This window comes from Pseudomonas sp. YY-1 (assembly GCF_002843095.1).
In the GTDB taxonomy this organism is placed as follows: Bacteria; Pseudomonadota; Gammaproteobacteria; order Pseudomonadales; family Pseudomonadaceae; genus Aquipseudomonas; species Aquipseudomonas sediminis_A.
On sequence record NZ_PJLX01000009.1, the window covers coordinates 82,920 to 96,895 of the forward strand.

Here is a 13,976-nt window from a genome sequence, read left to right on the forward strand (position 1 = left end):
ATTCATCGCGTGACCTTTCGCCGCGCCGTAAGTGCGCCCGTCCTATCGAATGGTGCGGCATGTATTTTGCTCGGTGGGTAATACGAGTAGGGTAAGGTCAATGAATTGTCGGCCAGTACGGACGACCTGGGCGAATCTATGAAAACAGTCATTCTGGCCGGTGGGTTGGGCACGCGTATCAGCGAAGAGTCCCACTTGCGGCCCAAGCCGATGATCGAGATAGGTGGCAAGCCGATCATCTGGCACATCATGAAGATATACTCCCATTACGGCATCAACGACTTCGTGATCTGCCTGGGCTACAAGGGCTACGTGATCAAGGAGTATTTCGCCAACTACTTCCTGCACATGTCTGATGTGACCTTCGACATGGCAGAAAACCAGATGCATATCCACAACCGTCACGCCGAGCCGTGGCGCGTGACTCTGGTCGATACGGGCGAGAGCACTGCTACGGGCGGGCGCCTCAAGCGCGTACGCGAGTACCTCGGCGACGAGACCTTCTGCCTGACCTACGGTGACGGCGTCGCTGATATCGATATTGCGCAACTGATCGATTTCCACCGCAGTCACGGCAAGCTGGCCACGGTAACAGCCGTGCAGCCACCGGGCCGCTACGGCGCGTTGGATATCCAGGGCCAGCAGGTATTGGGCTTTCAGGAAAAACCTCAGGGCGATGGCGGCTGGATCAATGGCGGCTTCTTCGTGCTTGAGCCGGACGTACTCGATTACATCGACGGCGACGGCTCCACCTGGGAGTTCGAACCGATGCGTCAGTTGTCCGAGCACGGGCAGTTGATGAGCCATCTGCATCGCGGTTTCTGGCAGCCGATGGACACCCTGCGTGATCGCGTGCTGCTTGAAGATCGCTGGAAGAGCGGTCAGGCGGAGTGGCGTGTATGGCCGTGAGTGCGGCGTTCTGGGCTGGTCGTCGAGTCCTGCTGACCGGGCAGACGGGCTTCAAGGGCGGCTGGCTGGCACTGTGGTTGCGGGAGCTGGGCGCCGAGGTCTATGGCTATGCCTTGCCGGCGCCTGCTGAACCGTCGCTCTGGCAGGTCGCGCGCCTGGCCGAGCGTGTGCCAGGCACCCTGGCTGACATCCGAGACGCGCAGCGCGTTGCCGAGGCTGTCGCAGCTTTTCGCCCGGAGGTCGTCCTGCACCTGGCTGCCCAGCCACTGGTGCGTGAGTCCTACCGTGCGCCTGCCGAAACCTATGCCATCAACGTCATGGGCACGATCAATCTGCTGGAAGCGCTGCGCCACTGCGACAGCGTGCGCGCGGTGCTGGTCGTCACCAGCGACAAATGCTACGAAAACCGCGAATGGATCTGGCCCTACCGCGAAAATGACACCCTCGGTGGACATGACCCTTACAGCAGCAGCAAGGCCTGCGTAGAGCTGTTGTGTGCGTCCTGGCGTGAGTCGTTCCTGCGTGAGTCCGGCATCGCGCTGGCCACGGCGCGGGCCGGCAACGTGATTGGTGGCGGGGACTGGTCGGTTGACCGTCTGCTGCCCGATATTCTGCGTGCCTGGCAGGCTGGGCAATCATTGACGCTGCGTTACCCGCAAGCCGTGCGTCCCTGGCAGCACGTACTCGAACCGCTGCACGGCTATCTTCGCCTGGCTCAGGCGCTGGTCGAGCAGGGCGAGGCTATGGCCTCGGCCTGGAATTTCGGCCCGGACAACGAGGGGCTGGTCAGCGTCGGCGAGCTGGTCGAGCGGCTCGCCCAGCGCTGGCCTGGTGAGGCGCGCTGGACGGTCGAGGCGAGTGGACAACCGCACGAAGCGGGCCTGCTCGCGCTGGACTCCAGCCAGGCACGTGTTCGTCTGAACTGGCGTCCCCGCTGGAGCTTGCAGCAGGCCATCGAACGAACCCTCGACTGGCACCAGGCCTGGCAAGCCGGCGAGGACATGCAGACATTCAGCCGCGCGCAGATCGCGGCCTATCAAGGCGAAACCCATGAGTGAACAGACGGCGCAAGCGCTGCGTCGGCAGATTGCCGAGCTGGTGGAGCGTTATGCCGCGCTGCAACTGGCACCTGCCGCCTTCGAGGCGGGCCGTGATGCCGTGCCGCCCTCAGGCAAGGTGATCGGAGCCGGTGAGCTACAGAACATGACCGAGGCGGTGCTTGACGGCTGGTTGACCACCGGCCGCTTCAACCAGGCCTTCGAGAAGCGCCTGGCGCGCTATCTGGGGCGCCGCTGCGTGCTGACCACCAACTCCGGCTCCTCGGCCAATTTGCTGGCCTTTTCTGCCTTGACCTCCCCGCGTCTGGGCGACCGTGCGATTCGCAAGGGTGACGAAGTAATCGGCGTAGCCGCCGGTTTTCCGACCACGGTCAACCCCATTCTGCAGTTCGGCGCGGTGCCGGTATTCGTCGATATCGAGCTGGGCACCTACAACATCGATCCGGCATTGGTCGAGGCGGCCATCGGGCCACGCACCAAGGCGATCATGCTGGCCCACACGTTGGGTAATCCGTTCAACCTCAAGATCATTCGTGAGCTCTGTGATCGCCACGGCCTGTGGCTGATCGAGGATTGCTGCGACGCCCTCGGCTCGACCTACGAAGGCCGACAGGTGGGCAGCTTTGGCGATCTCGGCACGTTGAGTTTCTACCCCGCGCACCACATCACCATGGGCGAGGGCGGGGCGGTGTTCACCGACTCTCCGCTGCTCAAACGTATCGTCGAGTCGTTCCGCGACTGGGGCCGTGACTGCTATTGCGCACCTGGCGAGGACAATACCTGCGGCAAGCGCTTCTGCTGGCAGCTGGGTGACCTGCCGGAAGGCTACGACCACAAGTACACCTACTCGCATCTGGGCTACAACCTGAAGATCACTGATATGCAGGCCGCCTGCGCGTTGGCGCAGATGGATCGTCTCGAGGGCTTCATCGCTGCGCGCAAGCGTAATTTTGCCTGGCTCAGCGAGCGCCTGGCCGGCTGCGTTGAGCAGTTGATCCTGCCGCAGGCGACGCCCGGCAGTGATCCGTCGTGGTTCGGCTTCCCGCTGACCCTGCGCGATGGTTGTGGCATCGAGCGTGTCGGGCTGCTGCGTTATCTGGATGAGCAGCGCGTGGGTACGCGTCTGCTGTTTGCCGGCAACCTGACGCGCCAGCCTTACATGCAGGGCCAGGAGTACCGCGTGTGCGGTGAGCTGACGATGACCGACAAGGCGATGCGTGACACCTTCTGGATCGGGCTTTGGCCGGGGCTGTCCGAGGATCACCTGGAGCACGCCGCGCGCCACCTGGAAACCTATGTACGGAGGCTGCGCTGATGCGCGCCTACGTGCTCTGCGGTGGCTTCGGCACGCGTCTGCGCAGCGTGACGGACACGCAGAAAGCGCTGGTGCCGGTGCATGGCGAGCCTTTCCTGGCACGCGTGCTGCGTCAATTGGCGAGGGCAGGCATCAGTGAAGCCGTACTTTGCGCGCACTACCGCGCCGAGCAGGTCGCTGAACAACTGGCGGCTCTGGCGCAGGATGCCGGACTGCAACTTATGCTGGTGGTCGAACACAGCCCGATGGGCACGGGCGGTGCCCTGCTCAATGCGCTGCGTGAGCAACCGCCACAGGGGCGGTATCTGGTGCTCAATGCAGACACCTTTGTCGATGCCGAAGGCTACGCGCTGATGGCGCAAGGACAGGGCAACGCGCTGTTGGGAGTACAGGTGGATGACCGCAGCCGTTACGGCAGTCTTGAGGTCGATGCCGGTGGTCAGTTGCGTGCGCTGCTGGAGAAAGGGCGAGAAGGGCCAGGTCTGATCAACGCGGGCGTCTACGCTTTCACCAGCGGCACCTTCGCAGGCAGCCCCGTGCGTGCGTGCTCGATGGAGCAGGAGTTGCTGCCCGAGTTGCTGGCCCGTGAGCCTGTGAGCGCCCTCGAGTACAGCGGGCGCTTTATCGATATCGGCACGCCGGAGTCGCTTGACCGATATGCCAATGACTTTCGGATGGAACCATCACAATGAGCCTGCTCGTGCAAACCCTCAGCATCGGACAGCAGCAGAGCATCCTTGATGCCGTCGAGTGCATCGAGGCTGGCGCTCTGCAGATCGCTTTCGTGGTTGACGAGAGCATGCGCCTTCTGGGCGTGGTGACCAACGGCGACGTGCGCCGCCACTTGCTGCAGGGTGGCAAGACGGACGAGCCGGTGACCGCCTGCATGAATGAGGAATTTCGTTCTGTGCTTATTGGCGCGCCGCGTGAGGATCTGCTCAAGACCTTCGACCTGGGGTACATCGCTTTACCAGGCCTGGATGAGCAGGGCCGCCTGGTGGAGGTGTACACCCGGCAGATGGCTGCCAGCGCCGAGGTGCCCGTGCTGGCCCGTGCCCGTGCCCCCGTGCGCATGAGTTTCTGTGGTGGTGGCGCAGACCTCACCTATTTCTTCATCGATCACTCGGCGGCCGTACTCAGTTGCACCGTCGGTCTGTATGCCCATGCCACGCTTATCCCGCGTGATGATGGGCGCATCAGCATCTACGCCGAGGATCTTGGTCGCGAAGAGCACTACAGCTCCCTGGCCGAGTTGCTGATCGCGCCGGAGAAGAGCCTGCTGGCCACCATCGTTGCAGTGATCAAGCCCAAGTATGGCTTTGACCTCTACCTGCGTTCGGACTTTCCCGTTGGCTCTGGCCTGGGGGGCTCATCGGCGGCCACCACCGCGACCATCGCGGTGTTCAACGAGCTGCGCCAGGATCGCTGGAATACTTACGAGATTGCTGAGTTGGCGTTCCAGGCCGAGCGCCTGTGCTTCGGTATCGCCGGTGGCTGGCAGGATCAGTATGCCTCGGCCTTCGGCGGCTTCAACCTGATCGAGTTCGAGAATCAGCGCAACCTCGTCCACCCCATTCGGTTGGAGGACGGTATCCGCAACGAGCTGGAGTCCTGCCTGGTGCTGTGCGACACCGGCATCTCCCATGACTCCGGGCGTCTGCACGAACTGCAGCGTGAGGAGATCGAGGCCGAGCTGTCGCAAACCGAACTACTCAGCGCCAGCGTCACGCTGTGTCGGCGCATGCACCACTTCCTCATCCGTGGTGAGCTGAAGGCTTTCGGCACCTGCCTGGACGAAGCCTGGCAGTTGAAGAAGCGTTTCTCCTCAGCCATCAGCGATGGCCGACTCGACGACATCTATTCAGCCGCCCTGGCTGCCGGCGCCTGCGGCGGCAAGCTGCTGGGCGCTGGCGGCGGCGGCTTCTTCCTGTTTTACGTCCAGCCCCAGCATCGCCAACGCGTGGCCAACGCCGTAGGCGCACTGGGCTGTCAGACCCAGAACTTCCGCTTTGAATCGAGCGGCGTGACCTCATGGCGAACGAAAATCCAATGACCTCATTTCATATCGACGGCTTCCCGGTTGGCGGCGAGCGTGTCTACGTCATCGCCGAAGTCGGCAATAACCACAACGGTTCGCTGGCGCTGGCTCGGCAACTGGTCGATGCCGCCATCGAAGCCGGTGCCGATTGCGTCAAGTTCCAGTTGCGCAATCGCGAGGCGCTTTACCGGCGCAAAGCCGATGGCTCGCGCGCCGAGGATCTGGGCGTCGAGTACATTCAGGACCTGCTGGATAAGATGGAACTCAGCCTCGAAGAACATCGTGAGTTGCGGGCCTATTGCGCGCAGAAAGGCATCACCTACCTCTGCACCCCCTGGGACGAACCCAGCGTTGACGCGCTGGACAGCTTCGATGTGGCGGCGCTGAAGATCGCCTCGGCGGATCTGTGCAACCCTTACCTGATCGCCAAGGCGGCCAGCTTGGGCAAGCCGCTTATCCTGTCCACCGGCATGTCTTTCGAACATGAGATCGTGCGTGCCATCGAGCAGCTCAAGACGCTTGGCACGCCGTTCGCGCTGCTGCATTGCAACAGCGCCTATCCGGCGCCCGAGACTGATATCCAGCTCGGTTATTTGCGTCGCCTGCAGGGGCTGCATGGCCTGATCGGCTATTCCGGTCACGAGCGTGGCATCGCCATTACCCTCGGTGCTGTGGCGCTGGGCGCCAAGCTGGTGGAACGGCACATCACCCTGGATCGGGGCATGGAGGGGCCGGATCATCTGGCCAGTCTGGAGCCGGGCGAGTTCCGCCAGCTTGTTGACGGCATCCGCCAACTGGAGCGGGCCTTGCCCTGGCAAGGCCCGGGTCGCCATGCCAGCCAGGGCGAACTGCTCAACCGCGAGAACCTCGGCAAGAGCGTGATCGCCGCATGCGATATCGCTCGTGGCACCGTCATGGATGCGTCGATGCTGCGTATCGCCAGCCCTGGCCAGGGTTTGCCGCCGTACCGTTTGCCGGAACTGCTGGGTAAACCGGCCGGGCGAGATATTGCGCTGGGCGATTTCCTCTTCGACAGTGACCTGAGCGAGCAGGCCCAAGAGCAGCGTCTGGCGTTCGACCTGCCGATTCGCTGGGGCGTGCCGGTGCGCTATCACGACTTCCTCGACTACCGCCGACGGATCAGCCCGGACCTGTTCGAGTTCCATCTGTCCTACCGTGATCTCAGCCTCAAGCCGCAGCCGTTTCTCGCCGAGGTCGACTGTTCGCGGCTGGTGGTGCACGCGCCGGAGCTGTTCGAGAACAGCGAACTGCTGGATCTGGCCTCGGACGACCCGACCTATCGCCAGCGCTCCATCGACAATCTGCAGCGCGTGGTGGATGCCACCCTGCAAATCGGCGAGTTTTTCCCCAGTGCCGATGCGCGGCTGATCGTCGCCAATATCGGTGGTTTCTCCGCCGATGAGCCGCGCCCGCTGGCGATGCGCCCGGAACTCTACGAGCGCTTCCACGAGGCCTGCCGCCAGGTGGACTTCGCCGGCACCGAACTGATTCCGCAGAACATGGCGCCGTTCCCCTGGCACTTCGGTGGTCAGCGTCACCAGAACATCTTCATGATGCCCGAGGAGCTGGCCGCCCAGGCACGCGAGCATGATCTGCGCCTGTGCCTGGATCTGTCGCACCTGCAGATGACCTGCTTCCACTTCGGCCTCGATTTCCAACAGGCACTGGCGCTGTTGCTGCCGCATTCGGCGCACCTGCACGTCGCCGATGCCAAGGGCATCAACGGTGAAGGCGTGTTGATGGGCACCGGCGACATCGACTGGCCAGCCACCTGGGCGCAGATTCGCCAGCACCCGCAGGTCAGCTTCATTCCCGAGGTCTGGCAGGGGCACAAGGATCATGGCGCAGGGTTTTGGTCTGCGCTGCAATTTCTTACCCGGCTCACTTGAGCGCCGGTTTCGAGAGGTATTGAACGTGACTCAGACTATCCGTGTAGCGGATTACATCATGGAACGCCTGGCGCAGTTGGGCGTTGGGCAGGTCTATTTCTTGCCGGGCGGAGGTGCCATGCATCTCAATGACGCTTTGGGGCGTCATCCTGATTTGGAACCTGTGTTATGCCTGCATGAGCAGGCGGCTGCCATTGCCGCAGAGGCTGCGGGCAAACTTACCGGTGGCCCCGCCGCCTGCATGACCACCTGTGGTCCCGGTGCGACTAATACAGTGACCGCGGTGCTTGGTGCCTGGCTGGACTCCACGCCGGTGTTCTTCGTTTCCGGCCAGGTCAAGAGCGCCGATCTCAAAGTCGGCACCGGGCTGCGCATGTTGGGAGTGCAAGAGGCCGATATTGTTTCGATCGTCGAGCCGATCACCAAGGCAGCCATTACCCTGACCGATCCTCAAGCGGTTGCAGAGGTCTTCGACCAGCTCGAGCACGCTGCGCTCAGCGGGCGCCGTGGTCCTGTATGGCTGGACGTGCCGCTGGATGTGCAGGCTGCGCAGGTTGATCCTTCCACATTGCGCCGGGCGCAAGCACCTGTGGCGACCGAGCAACCCGACATCAGCAGTGCTGTGGAGCAGACTGTGGCACTGCTGCGCGAGGCCAAGCGTCCGGGCATCATTGCCGGTAGCGGGATTCGCATGGCCGGGGCGGTCGAGGCGTTCAACCAGTTGATCGACGTCGCTGGCGTAGCGGTCATGCCGACTTGGCTGGCCATGGATATCATCGAGGACGAACATCCGCTGTACGGTGGTCGTCCTGGCTCGATCGCCCCGCGCTGGGCCAACTTCGCTCTGCAGAACTGTGACCTGCTCATCGTCCTCGGCTCGCGTCTGGACATGGCGCTGACCGCATACAACCATGCACACTTCGCCCCGTACGCGAAAAAGATCGTGGTGGATATCGACCCGGCGGAAATCGCCAAGTTGCAGATGCCTATCGAGGTGTCGGTGGTCTCCGACGTCAAACCTTTCATCGAAGCACTGGCTGCGCAGATATCCCGTGATCGGCTGCCGTCTTACGCCGACTGGCTGGTGCGTATCGCTGGGTGGCGCAAGCAATACCCGCTGCTGCAAGCCGAGCATGCCGACGACAGTCAGGGTGTGAGCATGTACTACTTCACCGATCAGCTGTCCTCACTGCTCAATGAAGGTGATGTGATCGCGCCAGGTAGCTCGGGTTTCGCCTCTGAGTTGTTCCTGCTCAACCTGCGGCTGAAAAAGGGCCAGCGTTGCTTCCACAATCGCGGCACTGGTTCGATGGGGTTCGGAATTCCATCGGCGATTGGTGCGTGCCTGGCATCCGGGCGTCGGCCGACCGTGTGTGTCGAGGGTGACGGTGGTCTGCAGTTGAACGTTCAGGAGTTGGCGACGCTTGCTGCGCAGCGGCTGCCGGTCAAATGCTTCGTCATCAATAACCAGGGCTATGCTTCGATTCGTACGTCGCAAAACACGCACTTCAAGCTGCTGGTCGGGGCCGATGCCTCTAGCGGCCTGCAGTTGCCGGATCTGGCGCAGCTGGCCGGTGCCTATGGCGTGGGATATGCGCGCATCGATTCGCACGCCGATCTGCAGGCACATCTACAGGCGGTGCTGGAACGCGATGGTCCGGTGATCTGCGAGGTGCTGGTGCAGGTCGAAGAGCCGCGGGTGCCACGGGTGATGACTCGCATTGATGAGAATGGCAAGCCGGTAACGGGCGCTCTTGAGGATTTGTATCCCTTCCTGCCTCGCGAAGAGTTGGCCGAGCAGATGACTGCCTCCAGAATTTTGCAAGTATGAGTCTGGACTGGGTATCGGCGACTGCCGAATTACGGCTTAGTGGCAACTGCACCCTGGATCTGGGGCGTGGTTGTGTGCTGCCTGTGCGCTGGTCGGATGCACCGCTTGAGGAGGCTCGGGACTTCGTTCTGATTGATCGGCCGGAGCGCTTGGAAGTGCTTGCCCGTTTAGAGGAGTATTCCCATCTGCGGGCTCTGCTGGGCGAGGAGTGTTTGAATTATGCCTTTCAGCGGCGGTTGCAGATCCGTAGTTGGCTGAGTCAGGGGGTTTATGTGTTCGGTGCCTACAAGGTAGGCACGCGCATCGCTCGTCAGGCTCGGGCCGCGGGGATTACCGTACTCGGGTTCCTGGACAATGACCGTGCCAAGGATGGTCAGGTCATCGATGGTCTCCAAGTTCGTCATCCTTCCACTGTGGCGCTCAATGGCGCGGGGGTCATAGTCGCGAGTGGCCGTCACGGCAATGCCATCCAGAAGCAGCTACGGGAAATGTCTACTGCGTGTTGCATCAACATGCATGAATTCCGTTATGCACTAGGGCTGCCCCATTGCGCCGAAGAGGACTTCGGTCAGTTCGTTCTGGCTCCTCGGCAAGACGTCTACCGTTTTATTTCTGCGTTCTTGCGACTGGACGACGAGCGTTCACGCCAAGTGTTCGATGGCCTGGTCGGTATGCGTACGCGACTATCCATCGAACTGGCTGAGGGAATTCGTTCCCCCCATGATGAGGAGTATTTCGATCGTGACTTCGTGAGCCCGCAGCAAGCCAGACGCTTTGTCGATGCAGGCTCTTTCGACGGAGATACGTTGCGGCGCTTGGAGCGTCATTTTGGATCTGTGGAGCAGGCCTGGCTGTTTGAGCCGGAATTGCCAGCCTATTACCAGGCCCTGAGTCATTTCGCTGAGCGAGAAAACGTCTGGCTGTTCAATATGGGGCTGGATGAAGTGGCCTCGCGGGCACGCTATCAGGCAGAGCTGTCCTTCGATGCGATCGGAGAATTAGATGGGCCTATCTCGGCTGGGGTGCCCTCCTATGTCCAGGGCGTACCCTTGGATAGGTTGTTGCCTTCAGATGCTAAGGTTGGGTTGTTCAAGTTGGATATCGAAGGTATGGAAGCCCGCGCATTGCGCGGGGCGCGTGCCACCATCCGACGTGATCGGCCGACACTAGCGGTTTGTGCCTATCATCGCGCCGACGATTACTGGCGACTGATCGATGAAGTGCTGGCCATCCGTCCTGACTACCGAATCGCCATCAGGCAGTACGCGGACTTTCTTGCGGACGCCACTTTGTATTTCTACTGATGGGGCCTGGAGCCACGGGGAACAACATGACTGAATCCGTCGATATGCTGCGTTCGGCGCCACTGCTTATCTATGGCGCACGCCTGGCGGGTTGTTCCGTTCAGCGCTATTTGGAAGCTCAGAACATTGAGGTGACGGCCTTTCTTGATCGTGATGCAGCCAAGTTGCCGTCGGTTAATGGCATCTCGGTATTCACTGCTGAGCACTGGGCCCAACACCATGACCCGCAGAGTGTTCGGGTGATCATTGGCCTGTTCAATTCCTATGTGGATCAGGCCGCTTTGGTGGAGCATCTGCGAGATCTGGGTTACAGCCAGATTCTCAGCCTGGTTGATTTTGTCCGGCTTTTTCCCGAAGGCCAGCCGTTTCGTTATTGGCTGGTGGATCCACGTTTCTATGAAGTCAATGCCGAGCGTCTGGCTGCTGTCAGGGCCGATCTGGCTGACGAGGGCAGCCGGGAACTGCTGGATCATATCGTTTCCTTCCGCACTGGTGCGGGGCACTGGTACCTGCCAGAACCGACTCCTCAACAATACTTTCCCGCGGATATTCCATCCTGGCCGGCTCCTCTACGGCTGATCGACTGTGGCGCTTATACGGGCGATACGGTGCAGACGTTGCATGCCGCCGGCTACCTCTTTGAGGCCTTGGCTACGTTTGAGCCGGGCTTGGACAGCTACGGGCAACTGGTGGGCAACCTGAGAAATATGGTTGGGATCCACTTTCCCTGCGGCGTTTCCGACAGTAATCGCCTGAGCGGTTTCGACCCTGTTTCGGGCACCGATGGGCACCTGCTGGATAGCGGCGGCGAGCCGGTGTTCTGCGTGCGTCTGGATGATGCTTTGCCGGGGTTTGCCCCCAACTTGATCAAGATGGACATTGAGGGCGAGGAGCTGGCGGCCCTGCGAGGTGCGGAAAAACTACTGCGGCGCTACCGGCCTTGCCTGGCGATCAGTGTTTACCACCGGGCAGAAGACCTATGGAGCATTCATGAGTATCTGCAGGGGTTGGAGCTGGGCTATCGCTTCTATCTGCGGAGCCATGCGCGCAGCACTTTCGAGACAGTGCTCTATGCCATCGCAGGGGAGCGGAGCGGGGGTGGTGTATCGTGAAGTATGGAATTATCGACTACTCATACGGTAGTGCCGCTACCTATGGGACTGTGAACAAGTACTACGTGAATATCGGCAACGATATGCAGTCGCTGGCGATCGAGCAACTGTACCTGAGGCTTGGGATAGAAGAGGGTGACATTGTTCGAGTTGGCTACCATGAGCTTCGTACCTACGATAGTCACTATGTGATCCTGCCGATGAACATGTTCGGCAGCAAGGACGAGATATTTCCGCTGTCACCCTATATCATTCCGTTGTACATCGGGTTCAATTATGTCAGCGGCAAGATCGCTGCCAACCATCCTCATCTCAAACCCTATGAACCCATCGGCTGCCGGGATGAGTATACCCTGAGGGTTATGCGCGGCGCCGGCATCGAGGCCTATCTCAGCGGCTGTCTTACCCTTACATTGCCGCGTCGAAGGCCCCCTGCCAATGCCCGTCGGGTCTTTCTCGTGGATGTGCCGGAAGGGCTGGAAACTCATATTCCTGAAGCTCTTATGGGGGATGTGGAATACCTCGCTCATGAGGTTGAGTTGGATCAGCAGTTCTCCGGTCGTGATGTGTTCAAGGCCACCCGTGAATATGCGCGCTTCATCCTCAATAGGTATGCCGAAGAGGCGGCACTGGTGGTTACCAGTCGCCTGCATTGCGCGGCGCCCTGTATGGCTTTGGGTATCCCGGTCATTCTGGTCAAAGATAATGTCGATATTAATCTGAGCTGGCTCGATAAGTTTGCCAAAATCCATACTCGGGAAACTTTCGCCGATATTAACTGGCAGCCTCAATCATTGGACTTGGAGGCGCTCAAGGAGCAGATGTTTGGCATATTCGCCGAGCAGCTTCAGGCTCTGGTTCGCTCCCGGGAGGCGCTCTATGAGCTCAGTTCCTTCTTTGAAGAGCGGGAGAGGGCTCCCTACAACAATCGACTCGCAGGTCAACTGGCCGTGGGTATGGCTTCCCTGCAACGCAAGAGCTTGCGTTATGCGATTTGGGGAGCAGGGGCTGGCGGAACCTTGGCGCACCTTCTGATTCAGGAGACATACCCGGACTACCGGATGGTGGCGATAGTCGACGGCTTTGAAACGGGTGGGTTCTTTGGTCTGGATATCCGCCACCCTGACAGCCTTGCAGAGCTGGATTACGACTTCCTTTTCATTTGTACCTATTCTGGGCGTGAAGAGGCTCGTCGCAAGCTCCTCGAGCTTGGGCGGGAGGAGGGGAAAGACTATATGTTCCTAGTCTCCCATGTGGTCAACACTCGCCATGGGGCGAGTGAAGATTTCAAGAGTCAACTTGCTCGTTTCATTGGCCAACGGCAATGAATACTCCCGCAGGGCAGAGTGTGCCGCGCAGAATGGCTTCTTTTCACTGCCCTAATGCGGAGCTGCTTGATGGGCGCTTATAGCGTTTCCCCCGAGTCGTCGCTGATCCGCACCGACCTGCGACGTATTCCTGCCGCTCTCGGCTTGGCGGAGAGCCTGGCAGGACGTCACCTGCTAATGACCGGTGGAACCGGTTTTTTCGGCAAGTGGCTGCTGGCCTTGCTGTACGAACTCAATCGTCAGGGGGCGGCAATCGAAGTCACTCTGGTTTCTCGCGATCCGACGCGATTCCTCGCCTTGCAGCCGGAGTACCGGAGTTGCACCTGGCTGCATTGGCTGGTCGGTGATGTCCGTGATCTGCGAAGACTTCCTGGGCGCCCGGTGGAGCTTATCCTGCATGCCGCAGCGGATACTTCGGCGGCAGCTCATGCTGACCCTTTGACTCTGTTCGACTGCATTGTAGGCGGGGCCAGAAGGGTGCTCGACCTAGCGATAGCCGATGGCGCTCAACGGGTGCTGCTCACCGGCTCCGGCGCTCAGTACGGTGTTTTGTCTGGGCCGGGGGTAACGGAGACGAGTCCTGGGGCATGTGCCAGCAATAGCGTTGACAGTACCTATGGCGAGGCCAAGCGCGCTCAGGAGGTCTTGGGTGCGATTTATGCAAAACATTATGGCGTCGACGTAATCATGACGCGTTGTTTCGCGTTCTCAGGGGCGGGACTGCCGTTGGATGCGCACTTTGCGATTGGGAACTTCGTCCGTGATGCTCTGTGGAAAGAGGCGGTGGTGCTGAATTCCAGCGGCGAGGCATTACGTAGCTATCTACACGGCGCCGACCTGGCCGGGTGGTTACTAACCTTGCTGTTACGAGGTGAGTCTGGGCAAGCCTACAACGTAGGCTCCGATCAGGCCATCAGCATCGCCGAGTTGGCGCGTCGGGTATTAGGGCGCGTGGCACCGGGTAAGTCATTGCAGATACTGGGGCAAGCCAACGGGGGCGGACGTTCGTTCTATGTGCCGGATATATCCAGAGCGCGTCAGCTCGGGCTGGATATCTGGACTTCGTTGGATGCCTCGATCGACAGCATGGCCGATTGGGCCAGAAACAGTGGCGACAGCCGCTGAAGATTGAATCACTTAGGCTCCGCCAAATGTGAGCTATCAGGGGAAA

The 13,976-nt window shown here is 60.6% G+C and carries 11 protein-coding genes; all 11 read left to right on the forward strand.

Annotation, left to right across the window (positions count from 1 at the left end; translation table 11 throughout):
• The first annotated feature begins 138 nt into the window (after nucleotides 1-138).
• The 11 genes from rfbF (at nucleotide 139) to CXP40_RS14270 (ending at nucleotide 13,930) form a co-directional block, all read left to right on the forward strand.
• Nucleotides 139-909, forward strand: coding sequence for a glucose-1-phosphate cytidylyltransferase (gene rfbF, locus CXP40_RS14220; RefSeq protein WP_106734279.1), 771 nt, complete (start codon nucleotides 139-141; stop codon nucleotides 907-909).
• Nucleotides 900-1,967 carry a CDP-glucose 4,6-dehydratase gene (gene rfbG, locus CXP40_RS14225; RefSeq protein ID WP_106734280.1) on the forward strand — a complete coding sequence of 356 codons (1,068 nt, stop codon included), beginning with the start codon at nucleotides 900-902 and terminating at the stop codon, nucleotides 1,965-1,967. The genes rfbF and rfbG overlap by 10 nt, the downstream gene beginning before the upstream one ends.
• Nucleotides 1,960-3,282: a lipopolysaccharide biosynthesis protein RfbH gene (gene rfbH / locus CXP40_RS14230; protein WP_106734281.1), complete on the forward strand. Its 1,323-nt coding sequence runs from the start codon at nucleotides 1,960-1,962 to the stop codon at nucleotides 3,280-3,282. Before rfbG ends, rfbH begins: the two co-directional genes overlap by 8 nt.
• Nucleotides 3,282-3,974 carry a sugar phosphate nucleotidyltransferase gene (locus CXP40_RS14235; RefSeq protein ID WP_106734282.1) on the forward strand — a complete coding sequence of 231 codons (693 nt, stop codon included), beginning with the start codon at nucleotides 3,282-3,284 and terminating at the stop codon, nucleotides 3,972-3,974. The genes rfbH and CXP40_RS14235 overlap by 1 nt, the downstream gene beginning before the upstream one ends.
• Nucleotides 3,971-5,335, forward strand: coding sequence for a CBS domain-containing protein (locus CXP40_RS14240; RefSeq protein WP_106734283.1), 1,365 nt, complete (start codon nucleotides 3,971-3,973; stop codon nucleotides 5,333-5,335). Before CXP40_RS14235 ends, CXP40_RS14240 begins: the two co-directional genes overlap by 4 nt.
• Entirely contained in the window at nucleotides 5,332-7,230 is a 1,899-nt protein-coding gene (locus CXP40_RS14245) for an N-acetylneuraminate synthase family protein (protein WP_106734284.1), read from the forward strand. The genes CXP40_RS14240 and CXP40_RS14245 overlap by 4 nt, the downstream gene beginning before the upstream one ends.
• A 25-nt stretch (nucleotides 7,231-7,255) precedes the next feature.
• Nucleotides 7,256-9,061: a thiamine pyrophosphate-binding protein gene (locus CXP40_RS14250; RefSeq protein WP_256579447.1), complete on the forward strand. Its 1,806-nt coding sequence runs from the start codon at nucleotides 7,256-7,258 to the stop codon at nucleotides 9,059-9,061.
• Entirely contained in the window at nucleotides 9,058-10,365 is a 1,308-nt protein-coding gene (locus CXP40_RS14255) for an FkbM family methyltransferase (protein WP_106734285.1), read from the forward strand. The genes CXP40_RS14250 and CXP40_RS14255 overlap by 4 nt, the downstream gene beginning before the upstream one ends.
• Before the next feature lie 26 nt (nucleotides 10,366-10,391).
• A complete protein-coding gene (locus CXP40_RS14260; RefSeq protein ID WP_256579448.1) occupies nucleotides 10,392-11,477 on the forward strand; it encodes an FkbM family methyltransferase in 1,086 nt (361 codons plus the stop codon).
• A gap of 65 nt (nucleotides 11,478-11,542) precedes the next feature.
• On the forward strand, nucleotides 11,543-12,805 hold the full coding sequence (locus tag CXP40_RS14265; RefSeq protein WP_157831689.1) for a polysaccharide pyruvyl transferase family protein: 1,263 nt from the start codon (nucleotides 11,543-11,545) through the stop codon (nucleotides 12,803-12,805).
• Nucleotides 12,806-12,874: 69 nt separating this feature from the next.
• A complete protein-coding gene (locus CXP40_RS14270; RefSeq protein WP_256579450.1) occupies nucleotides 12,875-13,930 on the forward strand; it encodes an NAD(P)-dependent oxidoreductase in 1,056 nt (351 codons plus the stop codon).
• Nucleotides 13,931-13,976 lie beyond the last annotated feature (46 nt).